Source organism: Vibrio sp. D54, assembly GCF_021728075.1.
Taxonomy (GTDB): domain Bacteria; phylum Pseudomonadota; class Gammaproteobacteria; order Enterobacterales; family Vibrionaceae; genus Vibrio; species Vibrio alginolyticus.
In genome coordinates this window covers 246,244-266,002 of sequence record NZ_JAKKCS010000006.1, presented here as the reverse complement: position 1 = coordinate 266,002, position 19,759 = coordinate 246,244, and the positions used below count along the sequence as shown (strand labels likewise).

3 protein-coding genes are annotated in these 19,759 nt (G+C 46.8%); 1 reads left to right on the top strand and 2 read right to left on the bottom strand.

Annotated features, from left to right (window positions below):
- Positions 1 to 165 precede the first annotated feature (165 nt).
- A complete protein-coding gene (locus tag L3V37_RS11180; RefSeq protein WP_237306331.1) occupies positions 166 to 18,786 on the top strand; it encodes a retention module-containing protein in 18,621 nt (6,206 codons plus the stop codon).
- Between the two features lie 184 nt (positions 18,787 to 18,970).
- Here the strand turns inward: L3V37_RS11180 and L3V37_RS11175 are convergent, their stop codons facing one another.
- Positions 18,971 to 19,273 (bottom strand): hypothetical protein, encoded by a 303-nt coding sequence (locus L3V37_RS11175; protein WP_237306330.1) that lies wholly within the window; start codon positions 19,271 to 19,273, stop codon positions 18,971 to 18,973.
- Positions 19,274 to 19,353: 80 nt separating this feature from the next.
- Entirely contained in the window at positions 19,354 to 19,584 is a 231-nt protein-coding gene (locus L3V37_RS11170) for a hypothetical protein (protein WP_237306332.1), read from the bottom strand.
- Positions 19,585 to 19,759: the final 175 nt, after the last annotated feature.

Here is a 19,759-nt window from a genome sequence, read left to right as displayed (position 1 = left end):
TACGAGTAAGTTTTACTTATGTTGCTTGGTAGTAGGGTATTTATCGATTGTTTAATGATTCAATACTTAGTTTAATCGTATAAAGGTGTGCAGTATGCCGCACTAAATTAATAAGAAATTATCTAAAAAGGTTAATGGGAAACGTAAGCCATTAGCGGAGGTCAGATGAGTACGCACACGGTACCGCAGAGCGCGATTGTAAATGCTGTCAAAGGTGAAGTTTTGGTTTTGGGCCTGGATGGAAACGTTAAGGTCATAAAAGCGGGGGATGAGTTAAGACCTGGCGAGATTATTATCACAGAAAATAATGCTTCTCTCGACGTACAGATAAATAATGAGCTTTATCTGGTCGATGCAAATTGTGTTGCTTGTCTTCCTGTGCCTTCTTCTGAACCGTTAGAACCAGTATTGGTACAATCTCCAGTTAATGGCTTGGTGACTTTTGACCCAACGGCTATTGGAAGTGCTGACTTCGACGCCAACGATATTGCCGCTATCCAGCAAGCTATTTTAGACGGAGCTGACCCTACCGCTATCTTAGAAGCAACAGCTGCTGGCGCAGGTGCTGAAGGCTCGGCTAATGCTGGCTACGTGACGGTTGAATATAATAACCCGGAAGTACTCGCTTCTACTTTTTTTGAAACGTCTGCGACTCGCAGCGGAGAAGATGATCGCGACGAAGATGACGGTTTGAATGTCACGATTTTTGCTGATGGTGGGCAGTCACTGCAATCTAGCGTAACAGAAGGCTCAATTTCTCTATCAAGCTACCCGCAAACCATTTCGTCTAGTGTGCTGGTTGAAGCAGGGGATCTCGCACTTGATACTGTTTCATTTGTACCTGAAACGTCCTCATTAGAGTCTTTGTTAACCGAGTTAAATAGTGACATTACCTCTGGTGGTCAGCCAGTGGCGTTCGTTTATGACGAAGCGCAAAATGCCATTATCGGCACTCAAGGTGGTAACGAAGTGCTTCGTATCGAGATCGAAGCGACATCTTTAGGCCGTGATTTAGAGTTAGAGGTCGTTACCACGATTAGCCAGGGTATTGACCATGTTGCGTCTGTTGCTGATGGCCAAGTATCGATCGTCGGTGATCAAATCAATATTGCTTTTGATATTACTGGCGCAGATATTGGTGGGAACAGCATTCAAGCGCCTATCGATTTTACGACAACCGTTATTGATGGCGATGATCCTGCGCCGCAAAACGTTACTTTTGAAAACGTTGAATCTTCTTCTACACCAATTACTGGCACTTTTGTGGATATTGGTAGTGATCAATTGGCAAGGGTCACGTTTAATCAAGAAGGACTTAGTCAGTTCGATGGCCTACTGAGTGATAATCAGGCGACAGAAGCGGTACTCTCTGAAGACGGCAGTACTATAACCCTGTCCATTGCGGGCTCGAATGAAACCGTCTTAACCATCAGTTTGAATACTGATGGTACCTACCAATTTGAGCAATTTAAGCCGTTAGAACAAACAAACGGTGAAGATGCGATTGAGCTCTCTTTGCCAACCACAGTCGTCGACTTCGACCAAGATACGGCAAGCAACACCTTTACGATGACCATCCTCGATGGCGATAATCCAGTGATTGAGAACGTGACGGGCTTGTCTTTAGACGAGGCGGGGGTTGACCAAGGTTCACAGGAAGGCGCGGCAGTAACAAGTGGTACTGGGTCGATCACGACAGCGGTCGGAAGTGACATCATTGATCACTATGAGTTGGAACCGACAGAGTTCAATGTTGGTGGAGAACTCCAATCTCAAGGGCAGGTTGTTCAACTAGAACTAGCGTCCGAGAGTAACGGCGTACGTACTTACGAAGGCTTCATCGAGCTGGATGGTGTGCGTATTACCGTATTTGATGTGGCGATTGATGCACCTGCATTGGGCGAATACCAATTCAACTTGTATGAACAACTTGACCATACGGGTGCTAACGATGACTCGCTCACTTTCTCACTGCCAGTTTACGCGGTAGATGCGGATGGTGACCGCTCCTCGATTACCGAAGGTTCGAACACACCAGAAGCTGCGCAAATTGTCATTCAAGTTCAAGATGACGTTCCTTCGATTGATGGCGTTGATGCGCTAGCCGTCGATGAAGACGATTTATCAAGCATTGGCTCCGATCAAAGCGACTCTGTGTTCGCGCAAGGTAGCTTCACGACGACTCAGGGCTCAGACCGTGTTGTAAGTTATCAATTAGAGAGCGGCACTGATCCACTCAATGGGTTGGAATCGCAGGGGCGATCTATCTCTCTGACGGAAACAACCAATTCAGATGGCAGCTTTACCTATTCTGCAACGGCAGAAGGGGACGCTATCTTCACCTTACAAGTTAACCCTGACGGTACTTATTCGTTTACCCTTGAAGGTCCAATCGATCATGCTGTGGGTAGCGATAGCTTAACTCTAGACTTTACTATTGTCGCAACGGACTTTGACGGTGACACCAGCTCACTTGTTCTACCGGTTACCATTACTGATGATGTGCCAACTATTAATGACGTTGTAGCTCTTAACGTCGATGAAGATGACTTAAGTTCGGTAGGCTCAGACCAATCACAGCCAACATTGGTTGAAGGTCAGTTCACGACGACTCAGGGTTCTGATGGCGTCGTACAGTATCAGTTGGATGTAAACGCTGATCCTTTAAATGGCCTGCAATCTCAAGGTCAAACCGTCTCCATTGCCGAAACGCAAAATGCAGACGGCAGCTATACTTACAGCGCAACGGCAAATGGCAGCGCAGTCTTCACATTAATTTTGAATACTGACGGCTCGTACAGTTTTGAGCTACAAGGTCCAATCGACCATGCGGCAAATAGCGACAGCTTAACCCTTGATTTTAGCGTTATTGCTACCGATTTCGATGGTGACACAAGCCAAATCGTATTGCCTGTTACCATCGTGGATGATAAGCCAACCATTACCGATGTCGATGCAATTACCGTTGATGAAGATGATTTAGGCGCGATTGGCTCAGATCAGACTGACCCGATTTCAATCGATGGCAACTTCACCACCACACAAGGCTCTGACCGAGTAGTGAGTTATCAGCTCGATGCTTCTGCGACACCAGTGGCTGGACTCACATCACAAGGCGTGGCAGTCACATTGGCTGAAACCGCAAATGGCGACGGTAGCTTTACTTACGAGGCGACGGCGGGTACTGAAGCGGTCTTCACGCTGACAGTGAATACTGATGGTAGCTATAACTTCACGCTTGAAGGTCCAATCGACCACGCAGTAGATAGCGATGAATTGACACTGAACTTCCCGATTATCGCGACCGACTTTGATGGTGATACCACAAATGCCACTATCCCTGTGACGATCGTGGACGATAAGCCAGTGATTACTGACGTCGACGCAATCACGGTTGATGAAGATGATCTAGCGTCAATTGGCTCAGACCAAAGCAATCCGATTTCTATTGATGGTAACTTCACCACCACACAAGGTTCAGACCGAGTGGTGAGTTACCAGCTTGATGCTTCTGCAACACCGGTTGACGGTTTAACGTCGCAAGGCGTGGCTGTCACACTGATAGAAACCGCAAATGGTGATGGTAGTTTCACTTATGAAGCGACTGCGGGTGGCAACCCAGTATTTACTCTGACAGTAGATACTGATGGCTCTTACAACTTCACACTTGAAGGGCCAATTGATCACGCGGTTGATAGTGACGAACTGACACTCAACTTCCCAATTATCGCAACCGACTTTGATGGCGACACCGTTACTGAAACCATTCCAGTCACGATTGTTGATGATGTACCTACCATCACAGCGGTGGATGCGTTGAGTGTCGATGAAGATGACCTTAGCGGCGTGGGCTCAGACCAAACTGACGCTGTGTTCGTTGAAGGCGCGTTTACCACTATTCAAGGCTCTGACCGAGTGGTGAGCTATCAACTGGATTCAACGGCTGATCCTGTTGCGGGGCTAACGTCTCAAGGTGAGGTGATTACCTTGGTGGAAACCGCCAATGGTGACGGCAGCTTTACCTATGTGGCGACCGCTGACGGCAATCCTGTCTTCACGTTGAATGTAGCAACAGATGGTACGTACGACTTTACGCTGCAAGGCCCGATTGACCATGCCGCTAACAGCGACAGCCTGACGATTGATTTCCCAATTATTGCCACCGATTTTGATGGTGATACGACTTCGGCAACCATTCCAGTCACGATTACGGATGATGCACCAATCATCGATAATGTTGTGCCTCTGGCTGTAGACGAAGATGATTTATCAGGTATTGGCTCAGACCAAACTGACGCTGTGTTTGTTGAAGGCGCGTTTACGACCACTCAAGGCTCAGACCGTGTGGTGAGCTACCAACTTGATTCAACTTCGGATCCTGTCGCAGGTTTAACTTCTCAAGGTGAGCCTGTTACTTTGGTAGAGACTGCGAATGCTGATGGCAGCTTTACTTACGTGGCTACCGCGGATGGCAATCCGGTCTTCACCATGAATGTGAATGCTGACGGTACATACAACTTCCGTCTGGAAGGGCCGGTTGATCACGCGTTAAACAGCGATGAATTAGTACTGAACTTCCCAATCATTGCTACAGACTTTGATGGCGATACGACGATTGCGACCATTCCAGTCACGATTACTGATGACGTTCCAACCATCGATAACGTTGTTCCACTCACGGTGGACGAAGATGACCTTGCCTCAATTGGCTCAGACCAGAACGATGATGCGTTTATGTCGGGCTCTTTCACCACAACTGAAGGCTCGGACAGCGTTGTTAAATACCAGCTTGATGCAACCGCAGATCCAGTAGCAGGGTTGACCTCTCTTGGGGAGCCTGTCGTGCTTGCTGAAACTGCTAACGGCGATGGCAGTTTTACTTACACAGCCACAGCAGATGGCAATGCCGTATTTGAATTGGTGGTGAAGCCAGATGGCAGCTACACCTTTACTCTGCAAGGCCCACTAGACCATGCGGTGAACAGCGACAGTCTGCAAATCGACTTCCCGATTATCGCAACAGATTTTGATGGCGATACCTCGACAGAAACACTACCTGTCACCATCGTTGACGATAAACCAACCATCACTGACGTAGACGCGATCCGTGTGGATGAAGATGACTTAGCAACAATTGGCTCTGACGGCGCAGATCCAATTTCAATCGACGGCAACTTCACTACAACGCAAGGCTCTGATGGGGTAGTAAGCTACCAATTAGATACTGCTGCAACGCCAGTTGATGGTCTAACATCGCAAGGTGTGTCAGTGACGCTGACTGAAACCGCAAACGGTGATGGTAGCTTCACTTACCAAGCGACGGCAGGTTCTGAGTCGGTCTTCACGCTAACAGTAAACACGGATGGCTCATACAACTTCACGCTTCAAGGTCCAATCGACCATGCGACAGACAGTGATGAACTGACACTGAACTTCCTAATCATCGCGACGGACTTTGATGGTGATACCACCACAGAAACGATCCCAGTCACCATCGTGGATGATAAACCGACCATTACCGATGTTGATGCGATTACCGTTGATGAAGATGACTTAGGTACGATTGGCTCAGATCAGACTGACCCGATTTCAATCGATGGCAACTTCACCACCACACAAGGCTCGGACCGAGTAGTGAGCTATCAGCTCGATGCTTCTGCAACACCAGTTGACGGCCTTACATCACAAGGCGTGGCAGTCACGCTAACTGAAACCGCAAACGGCGATGGCAGCTTTACCTATCAAGCAACAGCAGGCACCGAGTCGGTCTTTATACTGACAGTGAACACTGATGGCTCTTATAACTTCACGCTTGAAGGCCCAATCGATCATGCTGTTGATAGTGATGAGTTAACGCTCAACTTCCCAATCATCGCGACCGACTTTGATGGTGACACCACAAATGCCACTATCCCGGTCACCATCGTGGACGATAAGCCAGTTATTACTGACGTAGATGCCATTACGGTTGATGAAGATGACCTAGCGTCAATCGGTTCAGACCAAAGCAATCCAATTTCTATTGATGGTAACTTCACCACCACACAAGGTTCAGACCGAGTGGTGAGCTATCAGTTAGATGCCTCATCAACACCAGTTGACGGTTTAACATCGCAAGGTGTGGCGGTCACATTAACTGAAACTGCAAACGGTGATGGCAGCTTTACCTACGAAGCAACCGCGGGCTCTGAAGCGGTCTTTACGCTGACAGTGAATACTGATGGATCTTACAACTTCACGCTAGAAGGGCCGATTGATCACGCGGTTGATAGTGACGAGTTGACACTTAACTTCCCAATTATCGCAACCGACTTTGATGGCGACACCGTTACTGAAACCATTTCAGTCACAATTGTTGATGATGTACCGACCATTACAGCGGTGGATGCGTTGAGTGTCGATGAAGACGACCTTAGCGGTGTGGGCTCAGACCCAGGCGGCGATCTGTTCGTTGAAGGCGCGTTTACGACCACACAAGGCTCTGACCGAGTGGTGAGCTACCAACTGGATTCAACAGCAGATCCTGTTGCGGGGCTGACATCTCAAGGTGAGGCGATTACCTTGGTGGAAACCGCCAATGGTGACGGCAGTTTTACCTATGTGGCGACCGCAGACGGCAATCCAGTCTTCACGTTGAATGTAGCAACAGATGGTACATACGACTTTACGCTGCAAGGCCCGATTGACCATGCAGCTAACAGCGACAGCTTGACGATTGATTTCCCAATTATTGCCACTGATTTTGATGGTGATACGACTTCGGCAACCATTCCAGTCACGATTACGGATGATGCACCAATCATCGATAATGTTGTGCCTCTGGCTGTAGACGAAGATGATTTATCAGGCATTGGCTCAGACCAAACTGACGCTGTGTTTGTGGAAGGCGCGTTTACGACCACTCAAGGTTCAGACCGTGTGGTGAGCTACCAGCTTGATTCAACTTCGGATCCTGTCGCAGGTTTAACTTCTCAAGGTGAGCCTGTTACTTTGGTAGAGACTGCGAATGCCGATGGCAGCTTCACTTACGTGGCAACTGCGGATGGCAATCCTGTCTTCACCATGAATGTGAATGCTGACGGTACATATGACTTCCGTCTGGAAGGGCCAATCGATCACGCGTTAAACAGCGATGAGCTAGTACTGAACTTCCCAATCATTGCAACAGATTTTGATGGCGATACGACGACCGCGACCATTCCAGTCACGATTACTGATGACGTTCCAACCATTAATAACGTTGTTCCACTGACAGTAGACGAAGATGATCTCGCTACAATTGGCTCAGACCAAAACGATGATGCGTTTATGTCGGGCTCTTTCAGCACAACTGAAGGCTCAGACAGCGTTGTTAAATACCAGCTTGATGCAACAGCAGATCCAGTAGCAGGGTTAACCTCTCATGGTGAGCCTGTCGTGCTTACTGAAACTGCTAACGGCGACGGTAGTTTTACTTACACAGCCACAGCAGATGGCAATGCCGTATTTGAATTGGTTGTGAAGCCAGATGGCAGCTACACCTTTACCCTGCAAGGTCCATTAGACCATGCGGTGAACAGCGACAGCCTGCAAATCGACTTCCCGATTATCGCAACAGACTTTGATGGCGATACGTCGAAAGAAACACTGCCTGTTACCATCGTTGACGATAAACCAACCATCACTGACGTAGACGCGATCCGCGTGGATGAAGATGACTTAGCGACGATTGGCTCTGACGGCTCAGATCCAATTTCAATCGATGGCAACTTCACTACAACGCAAGGCTCTGATGGGGTAGTGAGTTACCAATTGGATGCGGCTGCAACGCCAGTTGATGGTCTAACATCGCAAGGTGTGGCAGTGACGCTGATTGAAACCGCAAACGGCGACGGTAGCTACACTTATGAAGCGACAGCAGGAACTGAAGCAGTATTTACGCTGACCGTTAATACGGATGGTTCATACAACTTTACGCTGCAAGGTCCAATCGACCATGCGACGGGTAGTGATGAGCTGACACTGAACTTCCCAATCATCGCAACGGATTTTGATGGTGATACCACCACAGAAACGATCCCAGTCACCATCGTGGATGATAAACCGACCATTACCGATGTTGATGTGATTACCGTTGATGAAGATGACCTAGGCACGATTGGTTCAGATCAGACTGGCCCGATTTCAATCGATGGCAACTTCACTACCACACAAGGCTCGGACCGAGTGGTAAGTTATCAGCTTGACGCGTCTGCAACACCAGTGGCTGGCCTTACATCACAAGGCGTGGCAGTCACACTGACGGAAACCGCAAATGGTGATGGCAGCTTTACTTACGAGGCGACAGCGGGTACTGAAGCGGTCTTTACTCTGATAGTGAATACTGATGGTAGTTACAACTTCACGCTTGAAGGTCCAATCGACCACGCAGTAGATAGTGATGAGTTGACACTGAACTTCCCAGTCATCGCGACAGACTTTGATGGCGATACCTCTGCTGAGACAATTCCTGTCAAGATCGTTGATGACAAGCCGACACTTGGCGGAATCGAAGCAACAAGTGTGCAAACGGTTGATGAGGATGATATCCCAACAGTCGGATCTGATGGTACACAGTCGAACAGCATTGCCGGTAACTTCATCGCGACTGATGGTTCTGATGGCATTGTCGAGTACGGCGTTTCTGACCTAACGACGCCAGTACAAGGCCTGACCTCTGGTGGTCAATCTCTGGTTATGGTTGAAGTATCAAACGCAGGTGGCGTTTCAGTTTACGAAGCTCGTATTGATGGCACGACGACACCGGTATTCCGTGTGACCCTCGATGCCTCTGATGACAGCTACGCGTTCGATTTGCTCGCTCCTCTCGATCATCCAAATGCTGATGGCCAAAATGAACTGGTCATCAATTTGCCGATAAACGCGACGGACTTTGATGGAGATGTGTCGAACAACATCACCTTACCAATTACGGTTGTGGATGATGTTCCGACCATTGATGGTTTACTAGCAGGCAGCGAACAAACCGTTGATGAAGATGACCTACCAGCAGGTACGGATGCTGCAAGTACAGAAGATACTGTTATTTCAGGTACTTTTGATATCACCGAAGGTGCTGACCAAGTTGCTTCTATTCAGCTGAGTGACCTGACCACGCCTGTTGCGTCACTGACTTCAGATGGTGAAGCTATCACCTTAGTTCTGTCTTCTAGCGCAAACGGCGTGAACGTATACCAAGGTGTCGCTGGCAATCCTGCTGAAGTTGTGTTCGAACTGACGTTGGATGCAACGAACAACACCTACGAGTTCGATTTACAGAAGCCGCTTGATCATCCAGATGGTAATCAGCAAAACGAGATTGTTATTAACCTCCCTGTGACGGCGACAGATAATGATGGTGATACTTCACCAGCCTTCACATTGCCAATTACCGTTGTGGACGATGTTCCAGTTGTTACTAATATTGAAAGTCTACGTGTCGACGAAGATGACTTACCTCTTGGTTCTGATGGCACTAAAGAGCCGTTAACGGTATCAGGTGAGTTCGAAGTCACTAGCGCAGATGGTATTGATGCTTTCGAATTGGATCTAAGCTCAAATCCTATCCCGAATCTGAAATCGGGTGGAGAAGAGGTAACACTTTCTCAAGACGTTGGCGCTTCAACTGCTGACGCGCTTGTATACGTGGGACAAACTCAGGGTGGAGTGACGGTCTTCACGTTGACACTTCATCAAGATGGTAAATACGACTTTGAGTTATCTGGTCAGTTAGATCACGCGGTTAACTCTGATGAGATTTTGTTGAATCTACCTGTGAAGATCACGGATGGCGACAACGATATCATCACTGCGACCTTGCCAGTGACCATCGTAGATGACAAGCCAACCATTGATGCTATTAGCTCTGGTAGTACCTTGTCTGTGGATGAGGATGATATTCCAAGCCAAGGTTCGGACGACACGCCAGAATCCAATATCATTGGTGGCAACTTTGACGTTACTGATGGTGCCGACTCTATCGTTAGCTTCCAGTTGGATAGCTTAACGTCGCCTGTTTCTGGACTTACCTCAGGTGGTCAACCGCTTGAGTTGGTTGAGTTTTCAAATTCAAACGGTGTGATTGAGTACCGAGCTTATGTACAAGGTACGACGGACACCGTCTTTAAACTGACGCTAAATGGTTCAGCAGACAGTTATGAATTTGAACTGTTGGGTGCACTTGATCATCCTGCGGGTAACGATGAAAACTCGTTAGTCATCAACTTCCCAGTCAACGCGACCGATTTTGACGGCGATGTGTCCAATAACATCACCTTGCCGATCACAGTAGTGGACGATGTTCCAGCGATTGTGAAAGTGACAGACTCAAGCCAACAAACCGTTGATGAAGATGATCTTGCTGGTGGCTCTGACACGACAAGTAGTGATTCAACGGTATTGAACGGCGGATTTGAGGTCGTTGCTGGTGCAGACAAGATTGTCAGCTACCAAGTTTCAGACCTCGATGCAGTCGTGTCTGGCTTAACGTCGAACGGCAGCAGCATCGAGTTGAATCTAGTAGGCACGAATGGTGGAGTAACCAGTTACGAAGCGGTTATTACTGGCACATCAACTAAGATCTTCACGCTGTTTCTTGATGCGAATAATGACAGCTACCAATTTGAGCTGTTGGGACCAATCGACCATGACGCTGTTCAAGGTGAAAACAACCTTGTCATTGATATTCCAATTACAGTAACAGACTTTGATGGTGACACGTCATCATCACTGAATCTTCCAATTACCGTAGTTGATGACATTCCCGAAATTAAATCAGCAGATGCTTTAGCTGTTGATGAGGATGACCTTGCCAACGGCTCTCAGGCAACCAACAAAGACAGCCTAGAAGCAACGGGCAATTTCGATACGGTGGAAGGGGCAGATACCGTTGTCTCTTATCAGCTGGATCTTACTTCTAACCCGATACCAGGAGTCACTTCAGGTGGTCTTGCGGTGACGTTAGTTCAAACCGCGGTAAGCAACAACAACTTTACTTATCAAGGTCAAACACCTGATGGTAACTCAGTGTTCACGCTAGTTTTGAACGCTGACGGCTCTTACAAGTTTACGCTTGAGGGTGCGCTAGATCACTCAACTCAAGGCGAAGATACACTCATACTTGATCTCCCAGTCTTTGCGACCGATGTCGATGGTGATACGGCCGGTATTAACTTACCAGTGACGATTACCGATGATGTTCCAACCTTGCACGATGCATCTATTTCGCGTGTTGAGGGACAAGGCAGCCGCACGGTTCGTTTATTCCGAGACCCTGTAGAGGGGGATGATGACCTTGGTGCTGACGGCGCACAAGTGACTTCATTCTCGGCTGATGATTCAGGCATTTACTTTAAGCAAAACGGTGTTGATTCTGATTCTGTCGATTTGAACGGCAGCGACCAAGTCGTATTTGTTCACAAGGTTCTTGACGGAGTGGATACTGAAATCGGTCGTTTGGTTGTTCGAACCGATGGCAGTGTGTCATTCCGTCCGAATGACGATCTTGACCATACCGAAACCGACTCGATTGATTTCACCATAAACGTTGTTGCAACCGATGGTGATGGCGATATCGCAGATGCCGATGTGGATATCTCGATAAGAGACCGCAATGCGCAAATTGACACGTCTACCGTTACTGCGTTCGAAGACCAAGGGCGTGATGGTGTCGTTGTGGGCGTTGACTCTGCAAATACTCAGGACAACTTGTCGACGCTGGATGTTAGCCCTGCGAAAGTCGACTTGGTTATCAATTTACATGATATCGACCGTAACGAGAGCTTAGGTGACATCACTATTCGAGATGCTGATACTCACAACGGTACGTTCTACTACAGAGACGGCAGTGGCAACTACATTGAATTAACATCTGTGGGCAATACGGTTGTTCTCGACGCATCAAATGTTGAGCAGTCATTCAATGGTGAGCTTGTCTCGCTAGATAACTTGTACTTCGTACCAGATCGTCATATATCAACCGATGCTTCTGGTATCGATCCTCGTATCCGCGTGGAAATTCTTAACAATGGTACGCCAGATCATACGATTAATGGTCGTTTAGACATTGAAGTTGCTGCCGTTGCAGATATTGCAACGTGGACGGCAAACAGTGAATTTCACTACTCGGTTGATGAAGATGGAAACAATGTCGCACTTAACATCACGGCTGAAACCCAAGACACTAGTAACCCTGAAGGCATTGTGTACGAGCTTGTCTTTACACAAGGAGAAGGTAACGCAGAGTTAGTCTATTCAGATGGTAGTGCGATACCAAAATCCGGTGGTGTTTATCTGGTGGATGCAAGCCGAATTGATGAAGTTCAAGTTGATCCGATAGATAACTTCTCGGGTGAAATCAGAATTGATGTCACCGCTATTACGACGGAAAACAACAATCCACTGCTTGGGAAAGATACCGCTCGCTCAGAAACCGAAACCATCATTATTGATGTAAACCCAGTTGCGGATAAAGGTAGTTTTACTGTAAACCGAATTAATGTGTTTGAGGATAATGCTCGAACTCAAAATACGGTAGACCCTGTCACTGATCACGACCCACTCCAATTAAGTGAAGTGATCACCATGAAACCATCAGCGGACTTAGATGGTTCTGAAGCGTTATTTGTGCGCATTTCTAACTTCTCAATTGATGGGGTTACTTTGGTGTGGCTGGACTCAGCAAACCCAAGTCAGATAGTAGAAGTGACCGATTCAGGCGGCAATGTACTTTATTACGAAGTGCCAGAGTCTGAATTAGCGAACGTTGAAGTTCTTCCTCCGTTGCACAGCAATGATGACTTTACTTTCAATGTCGAAGGCATTGTGAAAGACACAGCATCATTGTCTACCGGTACGACAGAAGATGTGTTGTCACTGGGCAGTAAGACCGTCATCGTTGGTGTAAAAGGTGTTGCTGACATACCAGACACGGTATTAATTGACGCGGGGAACGTTTGGAACCGATTCGTAGACGGAGATGTGGCCGGGATAGAGACGACTATTGAAGAGAATGGTGTTGTAAACCTCAACTTCTCGGTTGTATCAGGTGAAGTTGCCGATAGACCACAGGATGATTCAGAAGCCATTACTGTTATCCTGTCCAACATCCCCGACGGTGTTCGTGTCGTAGATTCAGACGGTTCAAGCGTTGACCTCACCTTTGTTGGCTATGATGGTAACGGTCAACCGATTTACGAAGCAAACATCACTGGGCTGAATTTTAATTCCGGTATTCAAATTATTCCAGAAGCCTCTTCAACCGAAAACATTGCGATTACAGGGACGATCATTGTTACCGAAAATGATGGTCATAGTCGTGTGATTGAAAGAGAGGTAAGGATCAAGGTCGAACCCGTTATTGACGCTCAAGATAACTACGTTGTTCGATCGGAGGGAGATGAAGATACGCGCTTTGACATCGATTGGAAACCGACGCTCGTACAAAGCCCTGATACCGATGAATTCTTTAGTGATGTAACCATCTCTGGATTTCCTCCAGGCAGCACGGTCTATGTAGATGGTGTGGCACAAGCGCTTGTTTCTGGAACACTAACGCTTTCACCGCAAGCTGGTGAATCAGAGCAAGATTTTTCCGCTAGAATCTCTCAAAGTGGCTATGTTCAAGTCCAGTTGGAGCAGGATTCAAGTACTGACTTTGACTTGACCACAACCGTCACTGTGAAAGAGATTGACCATGAATATGTTGACGCTTCGAATCCCGGTGAAGGTATCGCTGAGAAAACCATCAATGGTACGGTGAATGTCCAAGTTAATCCAATCGTTGAGCCAGAGGATAAGACGGGGGCAATAGACGACCAAACCCGTCTGCTTGTCACTGAAAGTGGTGGTGGTGCTATCGATATCGTGAAGTCAGACGATCAAGGTAACATTGACTTTACGATCAACACTTCTATGGGGGGCGAATCTGGTGCTCATATCATTAAATACCAAGAGTTTGATGCGTCTTCAGATGAAGTGGTGACTCAACTTGTTGTTCAATTTCACAATGTGGACCCTGAGATCCTCAAACAATTGGTTATCGTCGGTGCACTAAATGAAGGTGGAGGTCGTTGGACAGTAACTAATGAAGACAACTTCTCAATTAAAGCGCCGTCTGGACTTGATTTAACACCAAACGATGACAGTGACGATGGCGATAACGGTGGTCTCTCTCAAATTGGCTTAACCATTTACGCAGAAGTGAATGATTTGGGCGAAGATTTGGGCAACGAAAAAGATGCGACGGTCATGCGCCAAACGGATGTGACACTTGAATTTCCTACCGTTCTCACACCGCAAATGAGTGTAGCGGCAGAGATTCAGGTGGCTGATGATGTCCAAATTCAAGCGTTGGAAGATAATTCTATCAACCTTGGTGCTCAGTTAACGTCGAAAGTTGATGCGATTAATGCAGATGGCGTGGAGGATGTCTTGACTATTATCGTCGATCCTTCAGCTCCTGGTATTCCTCCTGGCTTGGTGATCACGGGGACGGATATCGACTTTGTCAATGGTAAATACGTGTTCCAAGCCCATATTGATGCGAGTGGAAATATTACTGGCCTTGATGGTTTGACGATGCACTTGGCAGAAGATTACGCAGGTGATTTCGAATTACCAATTCGGTTCGTCACTAAAGACACTGAGTCCGGTGATGAAAAAGAAAATAATGTTCAGTTTCCAGTTCAGGTTTTACCGGTTGCAGACGTTCCGAGTTCAGCCGGGGATCAGCCGTTGGATAGCGATGTCACACCAAATGTAAGAGTAGATATCGTCGGTACTTTCGGCTTGGATGCAAACAAACAACCTGTGACTGATCTAAATAACGACGTTCCCACGGCGGATGGTGTCGGTTACGAAGATGGCTTAATCCAACTTAACTTGAGTGTTGATTTTGCCGATCAATTTAACAACACTCAAGGTGGTCGAGAAACATTAACGAACATCAAGTTAGAGCTTGATGACACAACATTAGGTGAGTTTGTTGATGCCAATGGTAACAGCTTAGGAACCAGTATTGAGTTTAATGAAGCTGAGATTTTAGCTGGTGCGCTTGACAATGTTCTGTTTAAGCCAAAAGAAAATTATCCCGTAGGTGGTGGCCAAAATACCATCAAGATTAATATCGAGGGAGAAATTACTGATGAAGCTGTGTTTGATCAGTCTATCTTGAATAACTCTGGCGATAATATAGATGTAAGAACCTTCACTGACGATGTCACATTTGAAGTTACGCCAGTCGTTGATGACATTACCATTACAGGTGCCGATCCGACGCAGCCAATCACGGTGATTGGTGACGAAGATACTTTAATTTCGCTGAATCAATCGGGCTCTGGTGTTTCGATCAGCCTGAACGATAATGACGGTTCTGAGAGTTTCGTTTCACTCAAGTTAACGGGGCTTCCTGATGACTTTATCGTTAAATCCAATTCCTCTGATTATGTTGTTAAGAACAACGGTGGGGGCGAATGGAGTATTCAACTAAAAGATCTCACTCAGACGTCCATTGACCTGAGTGACATCCAAATTAAACCGCCAAAACACTTTAGTGGCGAGGCTGAGATAGGTATTACGGTCTTCATTCAAGAGGAGTTGCTACAAGTTCCAACGGAACGAAACAACAACTTTACGCTTATTGTCAATCCTATTGGTGATGATGTTGATGTGAATCCCGATACTTCGGCTGCAGGTAATGAGGGCGAAGACATTGTTATTAATGTAAATGCGTTAGTGGTTGATAACAAAGAGTCCATCGGAGATGGTGCAAACTACCAGGAAAATGATCCAGAGACGCTGAGAGTTGAGGTCTCCAATGTCCCTGATGGGGCGAGTGTTTCATTACCTGATGGGACAGTGTTTACTGACCAAGGCGGCGGCATTTTTGTCTTAGAAATCAATGCGCAAGACTTGGATCAAGTGGTGTTTAATTCTGGGGATCGCAACGAAAACTCATGGGATGGTTCGCTGCATTTCAAAGTGCAAGCCGTTGATACTGGGCTCGATGGCAGTCAAAGCTTGGGCTCCGCAGAGGAGTTTGATGTCACTGTTGATGTTGAAGCAGTGAACGATCGTCCAGAGTTCGTCAACACCGTGGATGTGGAAACACCAGAAGATACGCCATTGCTGCTTGATGGTTTCAGCATTACCGATATTGATGCCGTACTCGATGATCCGAATGCTGAATACGTACTCAATGTGAACGTCGACAGCGGTATCTTGGAGCTTAATCCAACGCTCATCACTACTTACAACCTAACCGTGAGCGGTGATGGTACGGACTCCGTTGAACTGAAAGGCACAGTGGCCGATCTAAACAATGCCATTGCAGACGGTCTGATTGAGTTTAATCCAGACCTGAACTTCTTTGGTGACGTTCAGGTGGACGTGACAGTCGATGACCAAGGTAATGAAGGTATCGTAATTGGTGGGGTAGATGACACCCTAAATACCAACAGCAGCAGCTTCAATATTGAAGTGACAGCGGTGAATGATACCCCAGAAACTACGCCAGTGACGCTACCGGATATTGAAGAAGACAGTGGTGTGTTCTCCATCTCTGAAGCGGATCTTATTGCGAATGCGACAGACGTAGAGAACGATAATCTCACGGTTAGCAATGTTCAGTTAACGGATCCGAATTCGGGCAGCATTATTTTCAACAGTGGCACGGGAGAGTGGGAATTTACCCCAGCACCAGATTACAACGGGCCAGTTGAAATCACGTACACCATTACAGATGATGGCACGACAAATGGTGCATCCGATCCTAAATCGGTTAACGGCAGCGCATCGTTCAATGTAACGGAAGTCAATGATGCTCCAACGACGTCTGAAGTGACACTTTCTGATATCGCAGAAGACAGTACGGCGGTTGATATTACCCAAGCTGATTTGTTGGCGAATGCGTCTGATATTGAAAACGACACCTTGATGGTGAGCAATGTCCAGTTGGTTGATCCAAGCAGCGGCACATTGGATTTCGACAACGTAACAGGTACATGGTCATTTACTCCTGCGCCTGGCTACAACGGCAAGGTCGATCTGACCTACGACATTACCGACAACGGTACAACGAACGGTGTTTCTGATCCTCAAACGGTGTCAGGAACGGCGACCTTCGAAGTCACTGAGGTGAACGATACACCGGTAACATCAGAGGTAACGTTGAGTAGTACCGAAGAAGATGGTGGTTCGGTAACTATTACGGCTACTGAGTTGCTGAGCAACGCAAGTGATCCTGAGTCAGACAACTTGACCGTCGATAATGTTGCGTTAGTGGACCCAACTTCCGGCACGTTGACTCAAGTGAGTGCGACAGAGTGGACGTTTGAACCCGCAGCAGATTTCTTTGGTGACGTTAATTTCACTTATGAAATCACAGATGACGGAACCACTAACGGCGCTCCAGACCCAATTACAATCGCGGGCACAGCAGTGTTGAATGTTGAAGCGACCAATGACGCACCTGAAATCACTGCAACGTCGGTAACGGATACGATCAATGAAGCTGATGGCCAGAAAGTAACGGGTATTAGTGTGAGTGACGTCGACTTTGCGGGCGCACAAGCAAATGAAAGCATGACCGTGACTCTTACAGTTACCGAGGGCGACCTTCGTGTCGAGCCGCCAGCAGGTAGTGGTGTGACTGTTGGGGCGGGGATGGCTGGTGAAATCACCCTAATGGGCACACCAGATAATATTAACTCCGTTCTTGGAGCAACAGACGCTTCTGAGGGGGTATTTGTGGATGCAGGAGATGTCAACGCAGCTTCAATCACTTTATCGGTGAAAGTCGAAGACAACGGCGTGTACTTCGAAAATGCATCGGGTACCGCATTGGAAGCGAATCAAGACTTCACTATCAATGTGACACCTGTAGCTGATGCACCTACATTGAGTATCAATCCTCAGTTTAATTACATTCGTCAAATTGCGGCTAGCCAAACCGCGAGCAGTCAAGGTTTAGCGATTGTCGGAATCATGGCGGCGCTTACTGATATTGACGAGGTGCTGTCTTTGGAACTAACGGGCGTACCAGCTAGTGCTGAGGTAACAAGTGGCGTTTCTCCATCAGGCATTAGCTTCGATGGTACCACTTGGACAGTACCAAGCGATGAAATTGATACGCTAGAAATTGTCGCAACAGATACTAACAGTGGTATTGATGTCGGTTCTTACGATATTTCGCTTACGGCGATATCAACGGAATCTAATGGCGATGAAGCGCAGTCTTCACCTGTCCAAATTAGTTTGGATGTGAGTAGTGATAGCGACGATATTGACCAGTCAACCGCAGTGGACGACAGCTATTTAGCCGGCGGAGACACAGGTATCAACTTGATTGGTGGAGACGGTGACGACGTTGTTCTGGGTGGTGATGGTGATGACGTGCTTATCGGTGGCTTAGGTTCAGATATCTTAACGGGTGGAGACGGCAGCGATATCTTCAAGTGGACGGTAGATTCCGTTGATGAAGGGGCAGTGGATACCATTACTGACTTCACTGTTAACGAAGACAGTATCGATTTACGTGAAGTTATCTCTGATCTCAATAACTCAATGATCGACATGGATGATCTGCTTGGTCACATTTCAGCAGACTACGATGCATCGACGGAAAGTGTTTCTCTGAACATTACGACGGATGCAAATGTTCAGCAGACTATTGTCGTGGAAAACTTAGGTACTTCAATCGACTTCAACGGTCTCAGCTCCAACGAGATTGTAGAGTCATTGCTCAACAACGGTGTTATTGATAACGGATAAACCTGTATACAACACAAAAATGGGCGGCTCTGATAAGCCGCCCACTTTTTTCGGGAACGCTTGATGTTAAACAGGAGATATTTGAATCGAAATAGAAAGCAAGAACGAAGCAAAGGGGGTATCTTGTTACGACGTTATAGTGATAGTTGGAAATTAAAATAGCGATAATTTGACGTTAAATCGCCTAAACGTGGATGTCTAGCAAGCTGCCAATGATTTCATTGTTTTTCTCTATGACAGACGCGCCAACTCGGTTATAACCAGCGGCTTGTGCGAGGTTGATGAGAGATTCAACTTTTTGAGAGGGAAGGCTAGGTGTTGAGGCTGTTATTGCGACATCCGCAACCGCAGCTAAATCGATGTTGTGATCAGAAAGCTCTTCTTTTACCTTACTTAGATTATTGCTAATGCCATGTGCAGCTTTCTCGGCCATTTGTTGTGACATCTGAACGATGTGGTGTCCAGATTGAATTCCCGACACAGGCATATCACTACTCCCAACATTATGATAGTGAGAGCATAGGTGGAGTTTATAAAACGTTCAAGTGTTTTATATCAATGACTTGATTAGGCAAACAGTTTGGCAAGCATTTCTCTTTCTTCACCAGATAGAACCGGTTTTTTCGCTTTATTTAGTTTCACGCTGATCTCACCTTGTAATGACTTTAACTGACTTGCCGTTAAATCACTGAGCTTTTGTTTAAGTTCATTAAATTGTTGTGCGTTCATCTCAATACCTTCGTCGTGATTCGGTTTATCCATCGTTGCCCGAAATTCTTCATCCTTTGGATACAACATATTTATTCAACCAAAATAGATTAGAATTTGATCGATTGCTTTTTGTCCGAATATTGTCAAGGTGTGTTAAGTGATACGTCAGATTTTTCCTATGAAGGTACATAATTACCCACTTTGGGGTAGGTGGAAACGTAAAAAGAAAAAGGGAAGCGATATAGCGCTTCCCTCTTACATA

Excerpts from the sequence above, each read along its gene's own strand:
- L3V37_RS11170 (WP_237306332.1), bottom strand. The coding sequence starts at position 19,584 with ATGTTGTATCCAAAGGATGAAGAATTTCGGGCAACGATGGATAAACCG.
- L3V37_RS11175 (WP_237306330.1), bottom strand. The coding sequence starts at position 19,273 with ATGCCTGTGTCGGGAATTCAATCTGGACACCACATCGTTCAGATGTCA.
- L3V37_RS11180 (WP_237306331.1), top strand. The coding sequence starts at position 166 with ATGAGTACGCACACGGTACCGCAGAGCGCGATTGTAAATGCTGTCAAA.